The organism is Brevibacillus laterosporus (assembly GCA_007833815.1).
Classification (GTDB): Bacteria; Bacillota; Bacilli; order Brevibacillales; family Brevibacillaceae; genus Brevibacillus_B; species Brevibacillus_B laterosporus_D.
This window is the reverse complement of record CP033464.1, coordinates 4101366-4116439: the sequence shown is the minus strand read 5'-3', so window position 1 is coordinate 4116439 and position 15074 is coordinate 4101366. Positions and strand designations below refer to the sequence as shown.

At 33.5% G+C, this 15074-nt stretch carries 22 protein-coding genes and 1 pseudogene; 21 read left to right on the top strand and 2 right to left on the bottom strand.

The features are described from left to right. The first annotated feature begins 270 nt into the window (after positions 1-270). The 18 genes and pseudogenes from EEL30_19900 to EEL30_19815 all read left to right on the top strand — a co-directional run bounded on the left by EEL30_19900 (position 271) and on the right by EEL30_19815 (position 12315). On the top strand, positions 271-525 hold the full coding sequence (locus EEL30_19900) for a hypothetical protein (protein ID QDX94346.1): 255 nt from the start codon (positions 271-273) through the stop codon (positions 523-525). Next, complete coding sequence (locus EEL30_19895; protein QDX94345.1) at positions 518-937, top strand: hypothetical protein; 420 nt, start codon at positions 518-520, stop codon at positions 935-937. The genes EEL30_19900 and EEL30_19895 overlap by 8 nt, the downstream gene beginning before the upstream one ends. A gap of 61 nt (positions 938-998) precedes the next feature. Next, complete coding sequence (locus tag EEL30_19890) at positions 999-1226, top strand: hypothetical protein (GenBank protein ID QDX94344.1); 228 nt, start codon at positions 999-1001, stop codon at positions 1224-1226. A gap of 27 nt (positions 1227-1253) precedes the next feature. After that, positions 1254-1622: a hypothetical protein gene (locus tag EEL30_19885; GenBank protein QDX94343.1), complete on the top strand. Its 369-nt coding sequence runs from the start codon at positions 1254-1256 to the stop codon at positions 1620-1622. After that, positions 1619-1945, top strand: coding sequence for a hypothetical protein (locus EEL30_19880; protein ID QDX94342.1), 327 nt, complete (start codon positions 1619-1621; stop codon positions 1943-1945). Before EEL30_19885 ends, EEL30_19880 begins: the two co-directional genes overlap by 4 nt. Positions 1946-2014: 69 nt before the next feature. Further along, complete coding sequence (locus EEL30_19875) at positions 2015-2365, top strand: hypothetical protein (GenBank protein QDX94341.1); 351 nt, start codon at positions 2015-2017, stop codon at positions 2363-2365. A 1-nt stretch (position 2366) separates the two neighbouring features. Further along, the gene (locus EEL30_19870) at positions 2367-2567 is read left to right on the top strand and encodes a hypothetical protein (GenBank protein QDX94340.1); all 201 of its coding nucleotides are present in this window, start codon (positions 2367-2369) and stop codon (positions 2565-2567) included. A 1270-nt stretch (positions 2568-3837) separates the two neighbouring features. Beyond that, positions 3838-4116, top strand: a complete 279-nt coding sequence (locus tag EEL30_19865; GenBank protein ID QDX94339.1) for a hypothetical protein — start codon at positions 3838-3840, stop codon at positions 4114-4116. A 206-nt stretch (positions 4117-4322) separates the two neighbouring features. Next, a complete protein-coding gene (locus tag EEL30_19860; protein QDX94338.1) occupies positions 4323-4589 on the top strand; it encodes a hypothetical protein in 267 nt (88 codons plus the stop codon). A 451-nt stretch (positions 4590-5040) separates the two neighbouring features. Further along, the gene (locus tag EEL30_19855) at positions 5041-5346 is read left to right on the top strand and encodes a hypothetical protein (protein ID QDX94337.1); all 306 of its coding nucleotides are present in this window, start codon (positions 5041-5043) and stop codon (positions 5344-5346) included. A gap of 46 nt (positions 5347-5392) precedes the next feature. Then, on the top strand, positions 5393-5821 hold the full coding sequence (locus EEL30_19850) for a hypothetical protein (protein QDX94336.1): 429 nt from the start codon (positions 5393-5395) through the stop codon (positions 5819-5821). A 257-nt stretch (positions 5822-6078) separates the two neighbouring features. Further along, positions 6079-7176, top strand: coding sequence for a hypothetical protein (locus tag EEL30_19845; protein ID QDX94335.1), 1098 nt, complete (start codon positions 6079-6081; stop codon positions 7174-7176). 9 nt (positions 7177-7185) lie between these two features. After that, a complete protein-coding gene (locus tag EEL30_19840) occupies positions 7186-8196 on the top strand; it encodes a hypothetical protein (GenBank protein QDX94334.1) in 1011 nt (336 codons plus the stop codon). A 62-nt stretch (positions 8197-8258) separates the two neighbouring features. Then, positions 8259-8837 (top strand): hypothetical protein, encoded by a 579-nt coding sequence (locus EEL30_19835; protein ID QDX94333.1) that lies wholly within the window; start codon positions 8259-8261, stop codon positions 8835-8837. A gap of 78 nt (positions 8838-8915) precedes the next feature. Continuing rightward, positions 8916-10215 (top strand): annotated as a pseudogene (locus EEL30_19830) (transposase). Between the two features lie 363 nt (positions 10216-10578). Then, positions 10579-10953, top strand: a complete 375-nt coding sequence (locus EEL30_19825) for a hypothetical protein (GenBank protein QDX94332.1) — start codon at positions 10579-10581, stop codon at positions 10951-10953. A gap of 460 nt (positions 10954-11413) precedes the next feature. Further along, complete coding sequence (locus tag EEL30_19820; protein ID QDX94331.1) at positions 11414-11878, top strand: hypothetical protein; 465 nt, start codon at positions 11414-11416, stop codon at positions 11876-11878. Between the two features lie 128 nt (positions 11879-12006). Further along, entirely contained in the window at positions 12007-12315 is a 309-nt protein-coding gene (locus EEL30_19815) for a hypothetical protein (protein ID QDX94330.1), read from the top strand. 6 nt (positions 12316-12321) lie between these two features. Here EEL30_19815 and EEL30_19810 read toward each other — a convergent pair whose 3' ends face one another. Next, the gene (locus EEL30_19810; protein ID QDX94329.1) at positions 12322-12597 is read right to left on the bottom strand and encodes a hypothetical protein; all 276 of its coding nucleotides are present in this window, start codon (positions 12595-12597) and stop codon (positions 12322-12324) included. Between the two features lie 833 nt (positions 12598-13430). On the opposite strand from EEL30_19810, the gene EEL30_19805 reads away from it, so the two are divergent. The 3 genes from EEL30_19805 (at position 13431) to EEL30_19795 (ending at position 14351) form a co-directional block, all read left to right on the top strand. Next, entirely contained in the window at positions 13431-13631 is a 201-nt protein-coding gene (locus EEL30_19805; GenBank protein QDX94328.1) for a hypothetical protein, read from the top strand. A gap of 179 nt (positions 13632-13810) precedes the next feature. Next, positions 13811-14059 (top strand): hypothetical protein, encoded by a 249-nt coding sequence (locus EEL30_19800; GenBank protein QDX94327.1) that lies wholly within the window; start codon positions 13811-13813, stop codon positions 14057-14059. A gap of 19 nt (positions 14060-14078) precedes the next feature. Then, on the top strand, positions 14079-14351 hold the full coding sequence (locus EEL30_19795) for a hypothetical protein (GenBank protein QDX94326.1): 273 nt from the start codon (positions 14079-14081) through the stop codon (positions 14349-14351). Between the two features lie 80 nt (positions 14352-14431). Here EEL30_19795 and EEL30_19790 read toward each other — a convergent pair whose 3' ends face one another. After that, positions 14432-14710 (bottom strand): hypothetical protein, encoded by a 279-nt coding sequence (locus EEL30_19790; protein ID QDX94325.1) that lies wholly within the window; start codon positions 14708-14710, stop codon positions 14432-14434. Positions 14711-15074 lie beyond the last annotated feature (364 nt).

Here is a 15074-nt window from a genome sequence, read left to right as displayed (position 1 = left end):
AGTCAAGTATTTTGCAAGGAATATGGAAAACAAAAATTTGTAGACTTTACTATAGAAGAAATTGCAAAAGCGAAATGGGCTTTAATTATTAAATAAGGCAAATTTAATAAAAAATAGCTTAATTTGTCAATGGACTGATTGGTTAAAATATGAGAGTAATTCGAAACAAAGTAAAGAGTTCGGTTATCTTGATTATGGATATCGAATGATTATCAACAGAGGCTTATTTTGATATGAATAAAAAAGAAATCTATTCAATGGAGGTAAATCATGAGAGATACGAGTATTGAAGTTGAATTGAAATTTGAGGGCGAAAGTAGCTTTGAGTATCAAGCAAATGTAATACCAAGAGTAGGTGAAATTATAGACATTAACGTAGATGATATGATAGGTAATTTTGAAGTTTTGAAGGTCAAACATTGCGTATTTAAAAATAAAAGACCATATGGCATGCCATCTCAGATTTTATCTTATATGACTGTTTATATAAAAAATAAAAATAGTGGAGATATAGAAAATGATTAAAATAAAGAAAACTAATATTAGTGAAGTGGTCGTCATACCTGAAAAACCTTGGTTGAGCGAAAGAAGTGAGGAAGAGGAGTATAAAAAGGCTGAAGAGTTAAAAGCCAGTATTGAACGACATGTTGATGATATTGGAGAGATTTATGTAAATACAAAATATACATACAAAGATGAAGAAGGATATAGATTCAATACACTTTATGAGGCACTGGCGAGGCAGTACTCTTACATTGAGGAGTATTATGAATATCAGTATGTCCATCCTAATGCTAATGGTTTAGGGATAAGAGAATGTGCTTTTAGTTTTAGAGAATTAATTGAAACGGCATACAGACGCCCATGGCAATTTGAGCTAATAGAGTCAGGTAGAATTAACAAAAAGGCAAATGGAGTTTTTGCAAAAAGTGATTAATGCTGGCGTCAAGGATACGAGCAGATAAAAGTACGATTTAATTAGAAAGGAGAATCATTCAATGGAGATTATTCTTGATCCAAGTAAACGATGGGAGTTAGGTCTTGACCATCACCCAAAAAGTATCAAATTATATCGTCACATCGACAAAGTTGATTTTGAACATGGGGATTATTTCTATTGGAAGTCGGGTGGCGACGGAGATAATGGTGAACAGCTAATGTATTTGATGGATTCATTTTTTGAATTGGAAGACAAGAGAAAAGAACAAGAGGAACTATTTCAATAAAAGAAGGAATTCATTAGGCGGAAGTTAATGCGAGATATAAAGTTCAGGGCTTGGGATGATGTAAGTAAAGTAATGTCATTTAGTAATTTCGAACAGTTCGATGACATGATGGGGTTCCGATTTTCTCACTTTGAAACAGAGAAACCTATTTACATGCAGTGTACTGGTCTTAGCGATAAAAACGGAAAAGAGATTTACGAGGGAGATATTTTAGAGTACAAGAAGTTTTATTACTTCGATGAATCAGACAAAAAGGCAAGGGATTTTGTTGGGTACTCTACTGAATACGTGGAGTGGACACTTGGTAATTCGTTATTAAACAAAATTTATAGGAGATGTGAAGTCATCGGTAATATCTACAAAAATCCAGATTTGATACAGGGTGGTGGGGAATGATGACCGAGGAAGAAATGCAAGAGATTCGTGAACGTGCAAAGAAGGCAACAAAAGGATCATGGAAATGGCAAGAATACTATGATTGTTCACTATCAAATAGTGAAGGCAACGTGATAGTGACAGTAGTTGGTGATGATATGAGTTATGTCAAGGTTTTACGTAATGAAGATGCAGAGTTTATAGCCCATGCACGTGAAGATATTCCGAAGCTACTTGAGACAATAGAAAAGCTGGAAGCGTATAGAGATAGATATGAAGCTTATTATGATGGATACAAGCAAGGACAGTATGACATACAGATGGATAATCTCAATGGTAAATAGAAGCATTTCTTAATATTAGGTATATCAATACATAGGAATGACAGTAAAAAAGGAGACGGAGAGAATAGAATGATGGATGATATTCACATTTATCTGCCAAATGGAATGAGAGTTGTAATTCAGGAGCCAACTGACCGTTTTGAAAGAATGGAATTTGCATTTAAAGGCTGTTTGCAAGAACGAAAATGGCATGGCTGGCCTACAATTTCATCATGTGGTTTATCTGATATTAATATCACAAAATTAGATAAGTATATTAATAAGATGATTCGTGGACTCATAACCAGATACGAACATAAGTTAAAAGAAAAACAGGCGAATATTCAATTGCAGGCTAAGTATCATGGAAAAGTACTGACAGAGTTAGAGTTGCAGATGATACGTGAAAACAAGATTAATAGTAACGGAGAGAGAGGATAGAATGACCGAACAAGAAAGTTTAATGGCGTGGTTATATCGTAGGATACAACATGCTCCTGATCTTGGTACAATACGATTTTATTATTTGTACTTTAAAGATATGTGGCTCAAAGAGTTTAATACACTAACAAATATTCCTGCGGAAGTGTACGATCAGATACGTATGAAACGTGAATCACTAAGACGGAGGTTTAATGAATGATAACAGACAGATGTGTTTGCCATTACGAAAGTGAACCGCCTTGCCCGTACTGCGACCGTGACCTAGCAGCAGAGTTAAAGCGTGAGGTGGAGAGGTTTTCCAAGCTAATCCGTTTAATGGAGCCATGTGTAGATTATGATAAATTTCCGTAGGGTAACCTTTATATTATGCCGCAAAGGGTAATGGTATTCAGCAATAGTGATTTACCTAAAGGTAAAAATGTATATTATTCTGAACATCATTTTAGACCTTTAAATAAAAAAGATAGACCATTAAGTAGAATAATTGCTCCTTATGACAACACGGGATATCGGAGTTATAAGGGTGTATCATTAAATATCTTCTTCACTAAAGAAGAATGCTTTAAGCATTACCAACAACAGTGCTTTCTTAATCTTGTGATAACAGTTGGCTGTAACGTGTAAATTGTCCACATTTTAGTCTCATCATCACATGTCATTACTGTTTCACGTTCAAATGCTGTATAAGAAATATTAAATCCTCCTCTAATTACTTTATTCAACTCTTACCCTAATTGTAGTCCTAACATCTCTTCTTTAATTTCATTTATTTTACTTTCATAGTAATTCAATTTGCCAATTTTAGCCTTTTCAAATTCCTGCTGGAATAGAGCCTTTTCAGATTGATAAAGATGGGGGACATCATTATAAAGAAGTGACTTTTAAGCAAATATCCTTTAGGTCAAACAGTAAAGGACGGGAGATGACAGAGGAACAAAGAAGAGAAGCTGCTGAACGATTTAAGAGAGCTAGAGATTCAAGAGTAGTAGAGAATTGATTTAAGGATAAATTGGCTATTTTGTATGATTTTATTGATTTTATCTTAAAGAAAAAGACCTATCAAGATGGATGTGTATGCAATAAATATGGATACTTGGGTTATTTCAGATGAAGTGAACTTTATCTCCAAATTTTAGGGATTTTGAATGATAATAAAATTGTATAGCATAGTTAAAAATTGGAGGTAAGTACATGAGCAAGAAGGTTCATCAAACACAGGAGTAATTATATTAATTATTTTTATTGCACTAATTTTTGGGGTTGTTAAGGGATGTAATGCTTTGGTTCAGTATTTTAGTGAAGGAACAGCAGAGGAACAAGCGCAAATTGTTATAGAATTTGAAAAAAAAGTCTATTCAATCACATCAAAAGTTGAAGGAATAAATAATCAAGTTTCAGAAGAACTGTCAAAGTTTAAAAGTGGGTAAATACCAAATTTAGATTTAATTGGAAATGCAGATGACGAATACATGAGTGTATCAAAACAACTTGAACGTTTAGTAATTCCAAGCGGTCTAACAGAGGAGCGAGAAAAGAAATTAAAAAAAATTAAAGAAGATTTAAGATTACATTATTCACTTAAATCTATTGCAATGTGGAATATAAAAAATTATGCTATCAATCAGAATGAAAAAGATTTACAAGATTTTATGACAAGTTCTTCCTTGGCGCAAGACAGTATAACAAGAGTAAACATAGAATTACCTATGCTTGAAAAAGAGATGGGAATTGTAAAGGTTGATGAATAGGGCTGAGAATTTTCTCTGCTCTATAAATTAAATAAAAATATAAAATTAGTAGATTTATATTTAGACTCAGCAGATGAAAGGGGAATTCACATACATTGCAATGATGAAACATGGGAACGAGCAAAGAGCGCAGCAAGTAGTTTAAACAAATACTAATAATATAATAAAATGATGTTTTTATCAGATCAATTAAAGGAGGAATGATTATGGCTAAATATCGTAAAAAGCCAGTAATTATTGATGCTGAACAATTAACAGTTGAGATGTGCCAGAAGAACGCTGGACTCCCCAACCCTTTTAGAGTGGGTCACAGAACACGATATATCAATTACCATACTGACTGCGCAGTAATTGAAACGCTAGAGGGAAAGATGAGAGCTGAGATAGGAGACTGGATAATAACTGGGATAAAAGGTGAGAAGTATCCATGTAAACCTGACATTTTCGAAGCCACATATGAATTAGTTGAATAAGAAAGGACTCATTATCGAATTTTTGGAAAAGATGATCAATTAATGTAAGGAGGAAGAAATTATCAAGAGTGCAATTAAATTTCATAATGGCTCAAAAATTATCCTTCAGAAAGAGTATGCTGCGATAAGAGGAAAACAGAGCTTAAAATTTTATGGGTTCAAGAAAATGATAAAGGAGGGCTACTTTGAAAACAGAATTGATTAATAATCTTGAAGATTTAAAGTCGGTACGTCAATTAGTTAATGAATTGCAAATCAGAGATTCTAGTAAGAACATTATTAAGAGGTGTCCATGAAACTATACTAACTCCAATAGCTATATTTATTTAACTATTGTAAGAATTGACAATAATAACTAAACAAAGTAATATTTTATAAATAAAGCATTTTCTGTGGTCTTATAAAGTTAATTGATCTTGTTTTTAAAAGGAATAATACCGCGAAAAAAGTAGTGGCAACAAAGGAAAAAATCCCAACGAAATTATCTGGACATGCTATGGATGAAGCATTTATTGATGGTATTACTAGTAAAATGATTGATAAAATACTGTCTGGAAAGTCATCTGGGGCATTTAAATTACAAACATACAGAGATATTTCAGGGGCTCGTGTTATTGTTGATCCAAACAGTAAAATTGTTATAATCATGGATTCAAAGAAAAATAACATTATTACTGTGTATAAGGACTCTGGGAAATCAATTAAAAACAGGCCAGCGGACGGAAGATGGTCGCCAATTAATTGGTTTTTCGAATAATAGCAGTGTAGTGTAGAATACAAAATATTTCAAGAAGGTCGGTTATATGAAAATTGTCTTAAAAGATACAATGCATGACGGAAATTTTATTGAATTTTCAATTCTCTATCATATGAAAGAAGAAGATGAAGGTTCAAGGCTTGTGCTTAGAACATATACTGATAATCGATTGGAAAAGGAACTTGAGTTTGGATGGACAAATCTTGTCCTCAATCTCTTTATAAAAGCGCTCAAACAATTTCCTCTCGAAGAATATGATGGTTACTTCTCACATTTTGAGAAACACCTTGAGTTTTCTTGGGAATATGACCCTTCATCTGAAAAATTTAATCTAGTCTTTGATCTATTAACTGATGATGAGTATACGTTTTCAGTGAGGACAACTCAAAAATGTATCCAAGAATTTGGAGAAGTATTTGAAAACGGAATAAAGACGGCTCCTAGCACAGAAAATTATAATGCTAATAAGGAATAAGAAATGATTTTTCTCTTACAAGGTCGATATGTATTATGGTCGACCTTTGTAAGAGAAATAAGAAGAATGATAATAATCGCCCATAAAAGATTCATTTTATAGGGTAAAATATAAAATAAAAATATGTATTCACAAAGATGATATCGTGTGGTATTATTAGTTTTATAAGAGAGGTGATTGAGTGGGATAGAGTTGAACAAGAGTCCTCCTGAAGTTTATTAAAAAATAAAAAATTAAAAAACAGAAGGGAATATATAATGGCTAATCAAAACCAAACGTTTGGTAATTTCGAAGTTAAGGGCTTCATAACTATAACGCCAGACACGTTCCAAATTGATCTGAAAGGTAAAAATACTCCTACATGGAATTACGCTAGGATCAATATGAAAATGGAAGATGGTAATGGAAAGAGTTTTTATTTAAATGCTCAGGATGGATTTGATTCAATAAATGGAAAAACAATCTTTGCACAAATCAAAGACAGCAAAGAGCAGCTTCAAATTGCTTTTGCCGACCGAAATAATTCTGAAATTCTTTCGTATGTAGACGAATCATCTTATATTCGTGTGGCTCTACAAAAAGTGGAAAAGTCAGAAGGCAAGAAGGAATGGGAGTACAACAACTTTTTAACTCTTTACGATGCAATTAACTTCCTTAAGCCACGACTTGAAACGGGAATGAAGTTGTCTGTATGGGGTAGAACAAAATATAGTCCGTATAATGATTCTCTAAACAAGGAGTTCCAAATTCAATCAATTTATTTATTGCCAGAAGATGATACGACAACACTTGGATTTAAGTTTTATCAAAACGTACTATTGACAACCGAATCGTTAATTGATGATAAGTGGGAAGAGGAAGGCATAGCTACGCTGAAAGCAAAAGTAATTCAAAAAGTTAAGAAGAAGTTGACAGTTCTGCATATCCCACTAGTGATACGTAGCACACCAGAAAACAAAGAGAAAGTTCGGAGTGTTATTGAGAAATTTTATAAAGTTGATGGAGATAAAGTTAGACGCATTCGTTTAGAAGGAAAATACAGTGTTGGCTATGTATCTGGTCAAGTTAAAGAAGAGGATTCCCCACTTGAAGTGATTGAGTTAATCAATGATGGTATTTATACCAAAGAAGAAGTTCTCAAGATGTATGTAAATCGTGACTATGTAGATGAAATGACAGTAATTCGACCAGTAGTTAATAAAGATAGAGATACTAATAAAATAAAAGCCGACTATAGTGATACTGAGTACACGTTAGATGATATGAACAATTTAGATAAAGAACCAGAACCAGTAATTATTGCATCTAATCAATTCAAAGATGATGATTTCTCCTTTTTAGATGAATTAGAATAAGGTTTATACATATTAAATAAAAATAACATTAAATTGGAGTGTAAAAAGTTGACTTTAAAATTTCGTAAACCAGAAGAACGTAAGCAAGGCTTGAAAATCCTATTCTATGGAGAAAACGGTTCAGGGAAATCATGGACGGCACTTACATTTCCTAAAAATGCAGTTGTTGATTCTGAGTCTAAAATTGGAGTGAACGAATCAAACCCACGTTTTAAAGATAATATTGTTGGTATTGCTGATACCTCAAATTATTATGATGTAGTAGAACTAATGGAACAGGTACTAAAAGACCCAAAAATTTGTAAGACATTTACTGTTGATTCTTATACTAAAGTCTATAATTCTGTTCAAGTTAGCGCAATGGAAGTTGAAGAGGAGCGTGCTCGTAAAAAAGGTGGTAACGTTGATGATCAAACCATCTCTATGCGTGGTCATGGAAAAGTCAAACTAAATGTAGTACGACTAGATGATTTCATTGCTCAAGCTTCTGCAAAAGGTATCAATGTAATTGCAGTTGCACATAAAGAGGACGTAAAACAAAAATCAGGAGACAACTGGATTAAAATTGGAGAAAAGCCTGACTTACGCAAGAACGCTGAACATACATTCGATGTCGTGTTTCGTTTCTATAAAGAAAAAGATATTGTGACAGGAGAATATAAATATTGCGCTGATGTCGAAAAAGATACAACAAATACATATAAACTCGGTACAAAAATTGAAAATGTGACTTATGAAAACTTTAAAGAATATATTGAGCGAAATTCGAAAGCAAAGATAATCGATTCCAATTATGATAAAACTATTCAAACTAATATGGAAGGTATGAAAAAAGAGCAAGAAGATTTTGAAACAATTGTGAAAGAGTTTAAAGATTTATATAAGAGACTAGGGGATACCGATCCAGAAAACAAATCAAAGATTGGTAAGCTAATGAAGGAAAAATGTGTTGAGAAATACAATGATCCATTAATGGCATCTCAACTCAAAGAAGTTATTGAAAAGATGAAGAAGTTGTAACTATTGTTTTATATGGGTGAGGGGATAAATCTCTCACCCATATTTCTAAAAGAGGTGAGTTTGTGAAATCTACGGTTAAATGTTATCAGTGCAAGGGAGATGTTCAAAAAGTTGATGCCATTATAGAAAGATATAAAACTTTAAAAAACGAGTATAATAGATATTTTCATTCGGATAATTGTCACCGAGTATACATCCAAATGATGGAAGAAGAGAAGAAATGGAAATCACTTTATCAATATATAAAAGTAGAAATTTTTAGATATGACACGATGCAATCTCTTAGTAAACACTGTGTAAGTAGACTTAAAGGGTTGCGAAGTGGAAATTATGGGGTGAGGAAGAATACAAAAGTTTCGTTGAGTAAACATGGATATCCTTACGAAATTATACATATGACTTTTAAAGTAAAAAAGGTAGATATCTTAAATTCATTTGCAGATAAATCTAAGTTTTCTTCTGAAGAACATCAAGTCGATTATATGATGGCTATTATACAAAACTACATTAATGATGTTTACCAAAGAGTCAAAGAACGTGAGGAAAACGATAAAAAATTAAAGAGATTTATAGTGCCACAATTTGACACAGAAATGAATCAATTTCATAAATCAGAGCCCTACGGGCCCAAGAGTTTTTGAGCATAGAAAAAGGAGTACCTCCCCAAATCTCTAATAAGTTAAGTGCGACCCAAACTTAAGAGGTGGTGGTGACTCCCAATTTCTATTATAAAACAAGGAAGCCTATTTGATATACAGGAATTATTCGACTTAGAACCTCCCAAACGTTTTGAGGCTATTTTCTCCACTCTTGACATTAAACCGCTTCTTTTCTCTATTTCCAAAAAGTCGATCTATGGTGCTCCTACCGAGTTGAATTATGCTGCCATGCTATATTCTCTGGTCGCTCGAATCGTAGAACGAATTCCCACTGTGAAAGATTTACGAAAACGACTAAAACATGACTTTATCTTTCGAATGGAATGCGGTTTTCTGTTTTCTGACAATCTTCCTTCCGAGGCATCGTACTCTCGTCTCGTTCAGAAGCTTTCTGAAACAGCACACCTCGATAAAGTCCAAGACAAGTTACTGTTGCAAGCGATACAGGAAGGGTTCATAGGCGATGAAGCAATTGCCATCGATGCAACCCATTTTGAATCCCGTGATCGAGGTGTGGCAAAAGAAAAAAAAGACGAAACCAGAATTGAAAAAACGCGGACGTAAATCAAAAGCAGAAAAAGATATCTACGACAAGCAAAAGCAAGAAAAGGAAGCCCAGAAGTCCTTATATGAAAAAACCATTGCAGCTCAACTGGATGTGACGTTGGAGGACCTACGGTCCCAAGTTCCTATCAAACCTGCTTGGGGAATAAAGAAAAATAGTGATGGAAAGAACATGTTTTGGTTTGGATACAAAGCTCATCTTGCAGTCAGTACGAAAAGTCAATATATTCTTTGCTCCCTCATGTCCTCTGGAAGTATGAACGATGGGAAAGCAGCGATTCCTTTGTTGAAAGGAATTCAAACTGTCCTGCCCCGATCTATCAACAAATCGGACGAATGAACGCACAAACGATTATTGCTTACAACAAGCGGAATGAAGGAGAAATGGTTGGATTCGATTCACATTTTGCGCCAACTTGTGTCCGAGAATGCTCTTATTCGTTACGACAGTTATGATAAGAAGTACAAAACGTTGAAATTTGTACGGCCAAAAGAATGTAAAGACTGTCCATTGAATCAGGATTCTCTCTGTCAAAAAGTCTATAAAATTAAGGCTGAAACCGATCTTCGAAAGTACACCGCGCCAGCCAGAGGAACAAAAACGTGGGAAGAACTATATGACCAGAGAACAGCCGTAGAGCGAGTACATGCTTATTTGAAGGAGTTCTTTCAGCTAAACAATGTCCGATATCGCACAGGAAAGAGGGCAAAAGTCCATTTTGACTTGGTTACTCTTGTTTATAATGCATCCAAGTTAGCAGTGGATCGAATTCGTAGGAACTGGCAAGTAGGATGAAAGTAGCAGCTTAATTTTTTCAAAAAAACAGCATTAATCCCGTAGGGATAGTCTAATTATTTTTGGAAAAAGCCTTTATGAAATTGATTCCTTTTATATATTATTTAGTCATGACGCAGATTTTGAACGAATTGAACAATTAGCTGAGAAGATGGCAGAAAACATCATGGGTAGAGATTTCGCATTTAAATATTGGGTAAGGCAAGGTTACAGAAATAGAATTCTTAAAAACTGGATTTGTGAAACAAACGGAGAGAAAGATGCATCAAACAGAATTAGGATACTAAGTGAGTTTACGAATGTAGTCAAGTCATTTAATTGTTAATAGCACGTATATAGTACATTAGAAAAGGAGAAACACATATGGGAAAAGTTAAATTGCCTAAAGAGGTTGCGGAATCTGTTGAAAAAGTTTGGGACGATTACTCTAATCTTCCAGTCTATTTGAAACATTTCGTTTTAACTAATTGGAATTTACTTCAAGATGAATATTATGAAGAGCATGAAATTATTAATAGCTATGCTAAGGATAATCTGGTCAATTATGCTCAAGCTCTAGTGCATGGTTATGAAATTGAACCCACTCCAGAAGAAGAGTTGCTTTCTGTTTATCAAATGTATGAAAATGTAGGATCAGCGATGTGGATTCCAATGACTACGGAAGGAGAACTTGTTTGTAAAGGAATTAAGATTGCTGTATACAAACTGGGATATAAAATCGAAGGTATTAATGCCTAATGAAATTGTAGTTTTAATAGAAAGGGGGATAAGACATATGAAAATCATTACCAGTAAAAACACTCGTTTTATAGTTGGGATGACAGGCAAAGCTGGAGAAATTAATAATTACATTAAACAAATTAAAAATAAAAAAGGAGAATGATATAGTAAATAATGATTGTTAAACCACATCTTTTAGATATATTCGTTGCAAAAAATGTGATATGACTTATTATTGAATCGAATTGTTTGATTGAATATGAGCTTTGAATCGCATAAATCACTTAGCACATTTACAATTAAATCTTGTTCGCTTACTTCGAAAGATAGGATTTGTGAGTATTTTGGAATCTCAATATTTGTTTCTAAGCTTCTTTATACTTTCCCATGTAATAAAATTCCACTCTGAACCAGCTTAATTGGAACTGAATGTGACTCATTCTGTTCATTATCAATAAACATAAACAAAGGGGGCGCTATGCTAACACAGCTTTTAACTATGTCGTTGCTTTTGCAGTTATATGGAGGAGTAATTGATACGACATTAATTGCATATAGCGAGAAACAAGCTAAGAGCCAAGAGGTACATGCAGCGACTGAAAAAGAACATACATATAAGCGATACGATATTCCATTGTCAAATGACTTGCAGAAATACATATATAATCAAGCGGAAAAGTACGATCTAAGCTATGAGTTAATGCTTGCCATCGCACATACAGAATCAACATTTAGACCAGATATCGTCTCATATGATGGTTCTAGTGTGGGATTATTTCAAATCAACACAAGAAACACAATTAATTGGCTTGGAGAAAGTGTTGGTCTTGATAAGCCAAATGCCAAGAATCCATATCATTCAGCTAAAATGGCAAGCTGGTATGTGAATTACTTAAAGGAAAAGTATCTCAATGAAGGATATAAAAAAGAGGCTGCTTATTAAAAGAGTATTGATCGGCTATAGGTATGGAGTAGGAAAAAGTGCAAAATATGTAAGACAAAATGGCTTACACCATAAATACATAGACAAAGTATTGGCATATAAAAATAAACTTGAAAGTGGGGAACTGGATGCAAAATAAAAAATTTGAGGAAATCGGTACAGAGATTGGGGCATTCACAGATTTAAAACAGGAAGCATACGGGAATAGTGTAGACAAATCATTTGAGCTAATGAAAGTTTTCCTTAAAGAATATAAAAATAATTATGATACATATACAATCCCAGAAGTTCTTTTAAAACACTTATTGCTACAGGTTCGGATGATCGACAAACAAAATCGGATTTTCTCCAATCCAAAAGGGGATTTGTTGGGAGAGTCGCCTTATAAAGATATTGCTGGATATAGTCTAATTGGATTGGAAATGGATAACTTTTAAAGCAGCTTAGTAGGTATAAAAATTTTCTTTGGTGTATCTTTTCCAATGGATTTGTGAGGGATGTAAAGTGCGTAAAAAATCAACAATATCTCTTCTCCCTTTGTAATGAAACACTCCCATGATATCTTGAGTGGCTAATATGACATCGTTGGAATTGAAGTAGCGAGAGTAATATCTCATCGCCTTATCTGAAGCAAACTTATTGTTAAATTCACTCTTGGGAATCAGTACAATTGGAAATGATACACCACAATGTGTAATCTCAATAGCTTTAAATGTCATATGCTTCACCTCATGGGACGTTAAGTTTTATTTGTACTCAACTCTTACTTTATTCTGATATCGCAAAATAATTCATGAAATTACAAACGAATAATATTTCGTTAAGGGGAGTTTAAATGAGAAGTGTTTATTACCGTATCTATTACAGCGAGAGCAAGTTAACTGTGGTTTGTATGTAATGGTTTGACGAGTACGACTATCATGAAGATGTCTTTGTAGACGGAAAATTGGTAAGAGAAGAAAGTTTACAAGATATCCGTAAGAGAGTGTTGAGCAATCTTTAAAAATAAAAATATTGGGGCTTGAGATATAGCTCCATACTTACCCAATAAAAAATAACTTTCATTGGGCATGAAAAAAGCAACCTATAAAATAGGCTGCTAGATTTCTTACGTAAGATTATATCGAATCCACTTAACATTTTGAATCTTGTTAGGCAATATATCATCACTTGAATCTATATTGCCGTCTTTGGAGCAAGTTACTAAAATTAGTTTCATTTTAGCTATTTTTTCAATTAAGTTTTTAAAGCCCATTTTACTTTTTAAAGAAGAAAATGTATTAGGACGAACCCTAACTAGCATTACCAGTTTGCAATTAATTTCTTGAACACTACCTGTAAATCTTATTTTGTTTTTCCTCCCCTTGTTAAAAAATGTCTATGCCCTATTTTCTAATTTTGTAAAGGATTTGAATATACTAAAACGGTTCTAGCAAGTTCGACTCCAAATATGGGCATAGTTATATCATTAGATTGTCGTTATTCATAGTATTGACCAATAAGGCGAATTTAATAACATGTGCAACAATAATTTTTTGAAGAGAGGTGTTTGATGTTTAATCTACAAGATTTAGTTGAATTAGAGAGATTAGTCGAATGGGAGATTAAAACACGTAGGAAAAGGAGTATAAACTATAGTAACAACTCAATATTTGGGAAGCAACTAGAGGAAGATAGCAAGAAGGAAATATTAAAATATGAAAGGTTAAAAGTGAAAATCAACGATCTAATAAGTGAATTTAGTAAGGAATAAAAGGTTTAATGGATGGATGTGAGACTTGCAGATGAAGTGAGGAGAAGTAATGGACGATAACGAGTTAGAGTACAAAAAGCATAGGCTTTACGTGAATTTTTTGGTTGATATTTTGGTCATTGATTATTGGTGGATGTACAGCTACGACTATTTGGGGACGTTAAAAAGGGAGGCATAAAATGAAGAAGTTGTTGGGAATTGTGATGTTTATTGGTGGAGTAACATTAGGTGTTTATGTGGGTGGTTGGCTATGCTTCATAGGTGGTATTGCAGGGTTAGTTGATAATGTATCCGATGCAATAAATGGAAATGGGATTAATGGCTTATCAGTAGCTATTAATGTTGTGAAAATTGCTGTTGCTGGTTTTGCAGGATGGATTAGCGCAGTTGCATTGATATTTCCAAGTCTAATGATTTTAAGAAAATGATAGTAGGAGCTGAATAGAAATGTGGATGGTCTATGATCAAATGGAAGGTATCATTTGTGTAACTGATGATAAGCAAGAGGCACTTCGTGATTATGAAAAGCAGAAAGAAAGTTATAAGAAGTATGTTCAATGGGATGGTGAGTTTCAAGGAGATGAAAGAGTAATTTTAGCTCTGATTAAGAAAGACTTCTTTAGCGATGTTACAAAAAATCCAGAAATTATTTATGACGAAGACGACAATGAAGTACTAACAGGAGATACATATTGGGATTGGAAAGAGACTACATATTGATGAAATAGTTATTTTATCAATATAAAACAAATAAAATCCCCTGAAATAAACATCAGGGGAGAAGAAAAGGCAATTGTATTTTAGTATTGATAATACATCCAGCCAGAATATGTCCAATCACAACCTTCGGGAAGGCAATTAGTCCCAACGCCTCTCTTTAATTTACCTATATAACCACGTCCGTCATCATAAGAAATTTCATCAGGCGCTTCAAAAGCAGTATATTTTTTTGTGATACTTGCCCAATACTTATCAGAAGCTGTGGTGTTACTAAGCTGTGCTTCATTAGCAAATGCTACGGAAACGGAAAATGCCGAAACAACAACTAAAGCGAAAGCAATTATAGATTTTTTAAACATAAAAACACCTCCAAAAATGTATTATTTTGTAATAATTAAATAATAGAATATCATGTATTTAATATCAATTAATGGAAATGTAAGAGCAAAAATATATTATAGTGAAAGAAACAATAATTTCTAAACAGAAGTCAAGCAAATCAGAGGAAAAATGAAACTGAAACAACCAGTTGACCAGTCTTAATTTTTTGTCAATGTCAAAGGATCAACATGGTGCAATTAGAAATACAATTGATAAACTTGAAAGTATTAGAGTTATAAAATAAGAAGCTAAAGGAGATTCATAGTGTATCAATGCCCGGAATGCAAGGAAAAGCTTGTATGGCTCACAGATCAAGACAACGGAGGCATTATAAGTAATGAG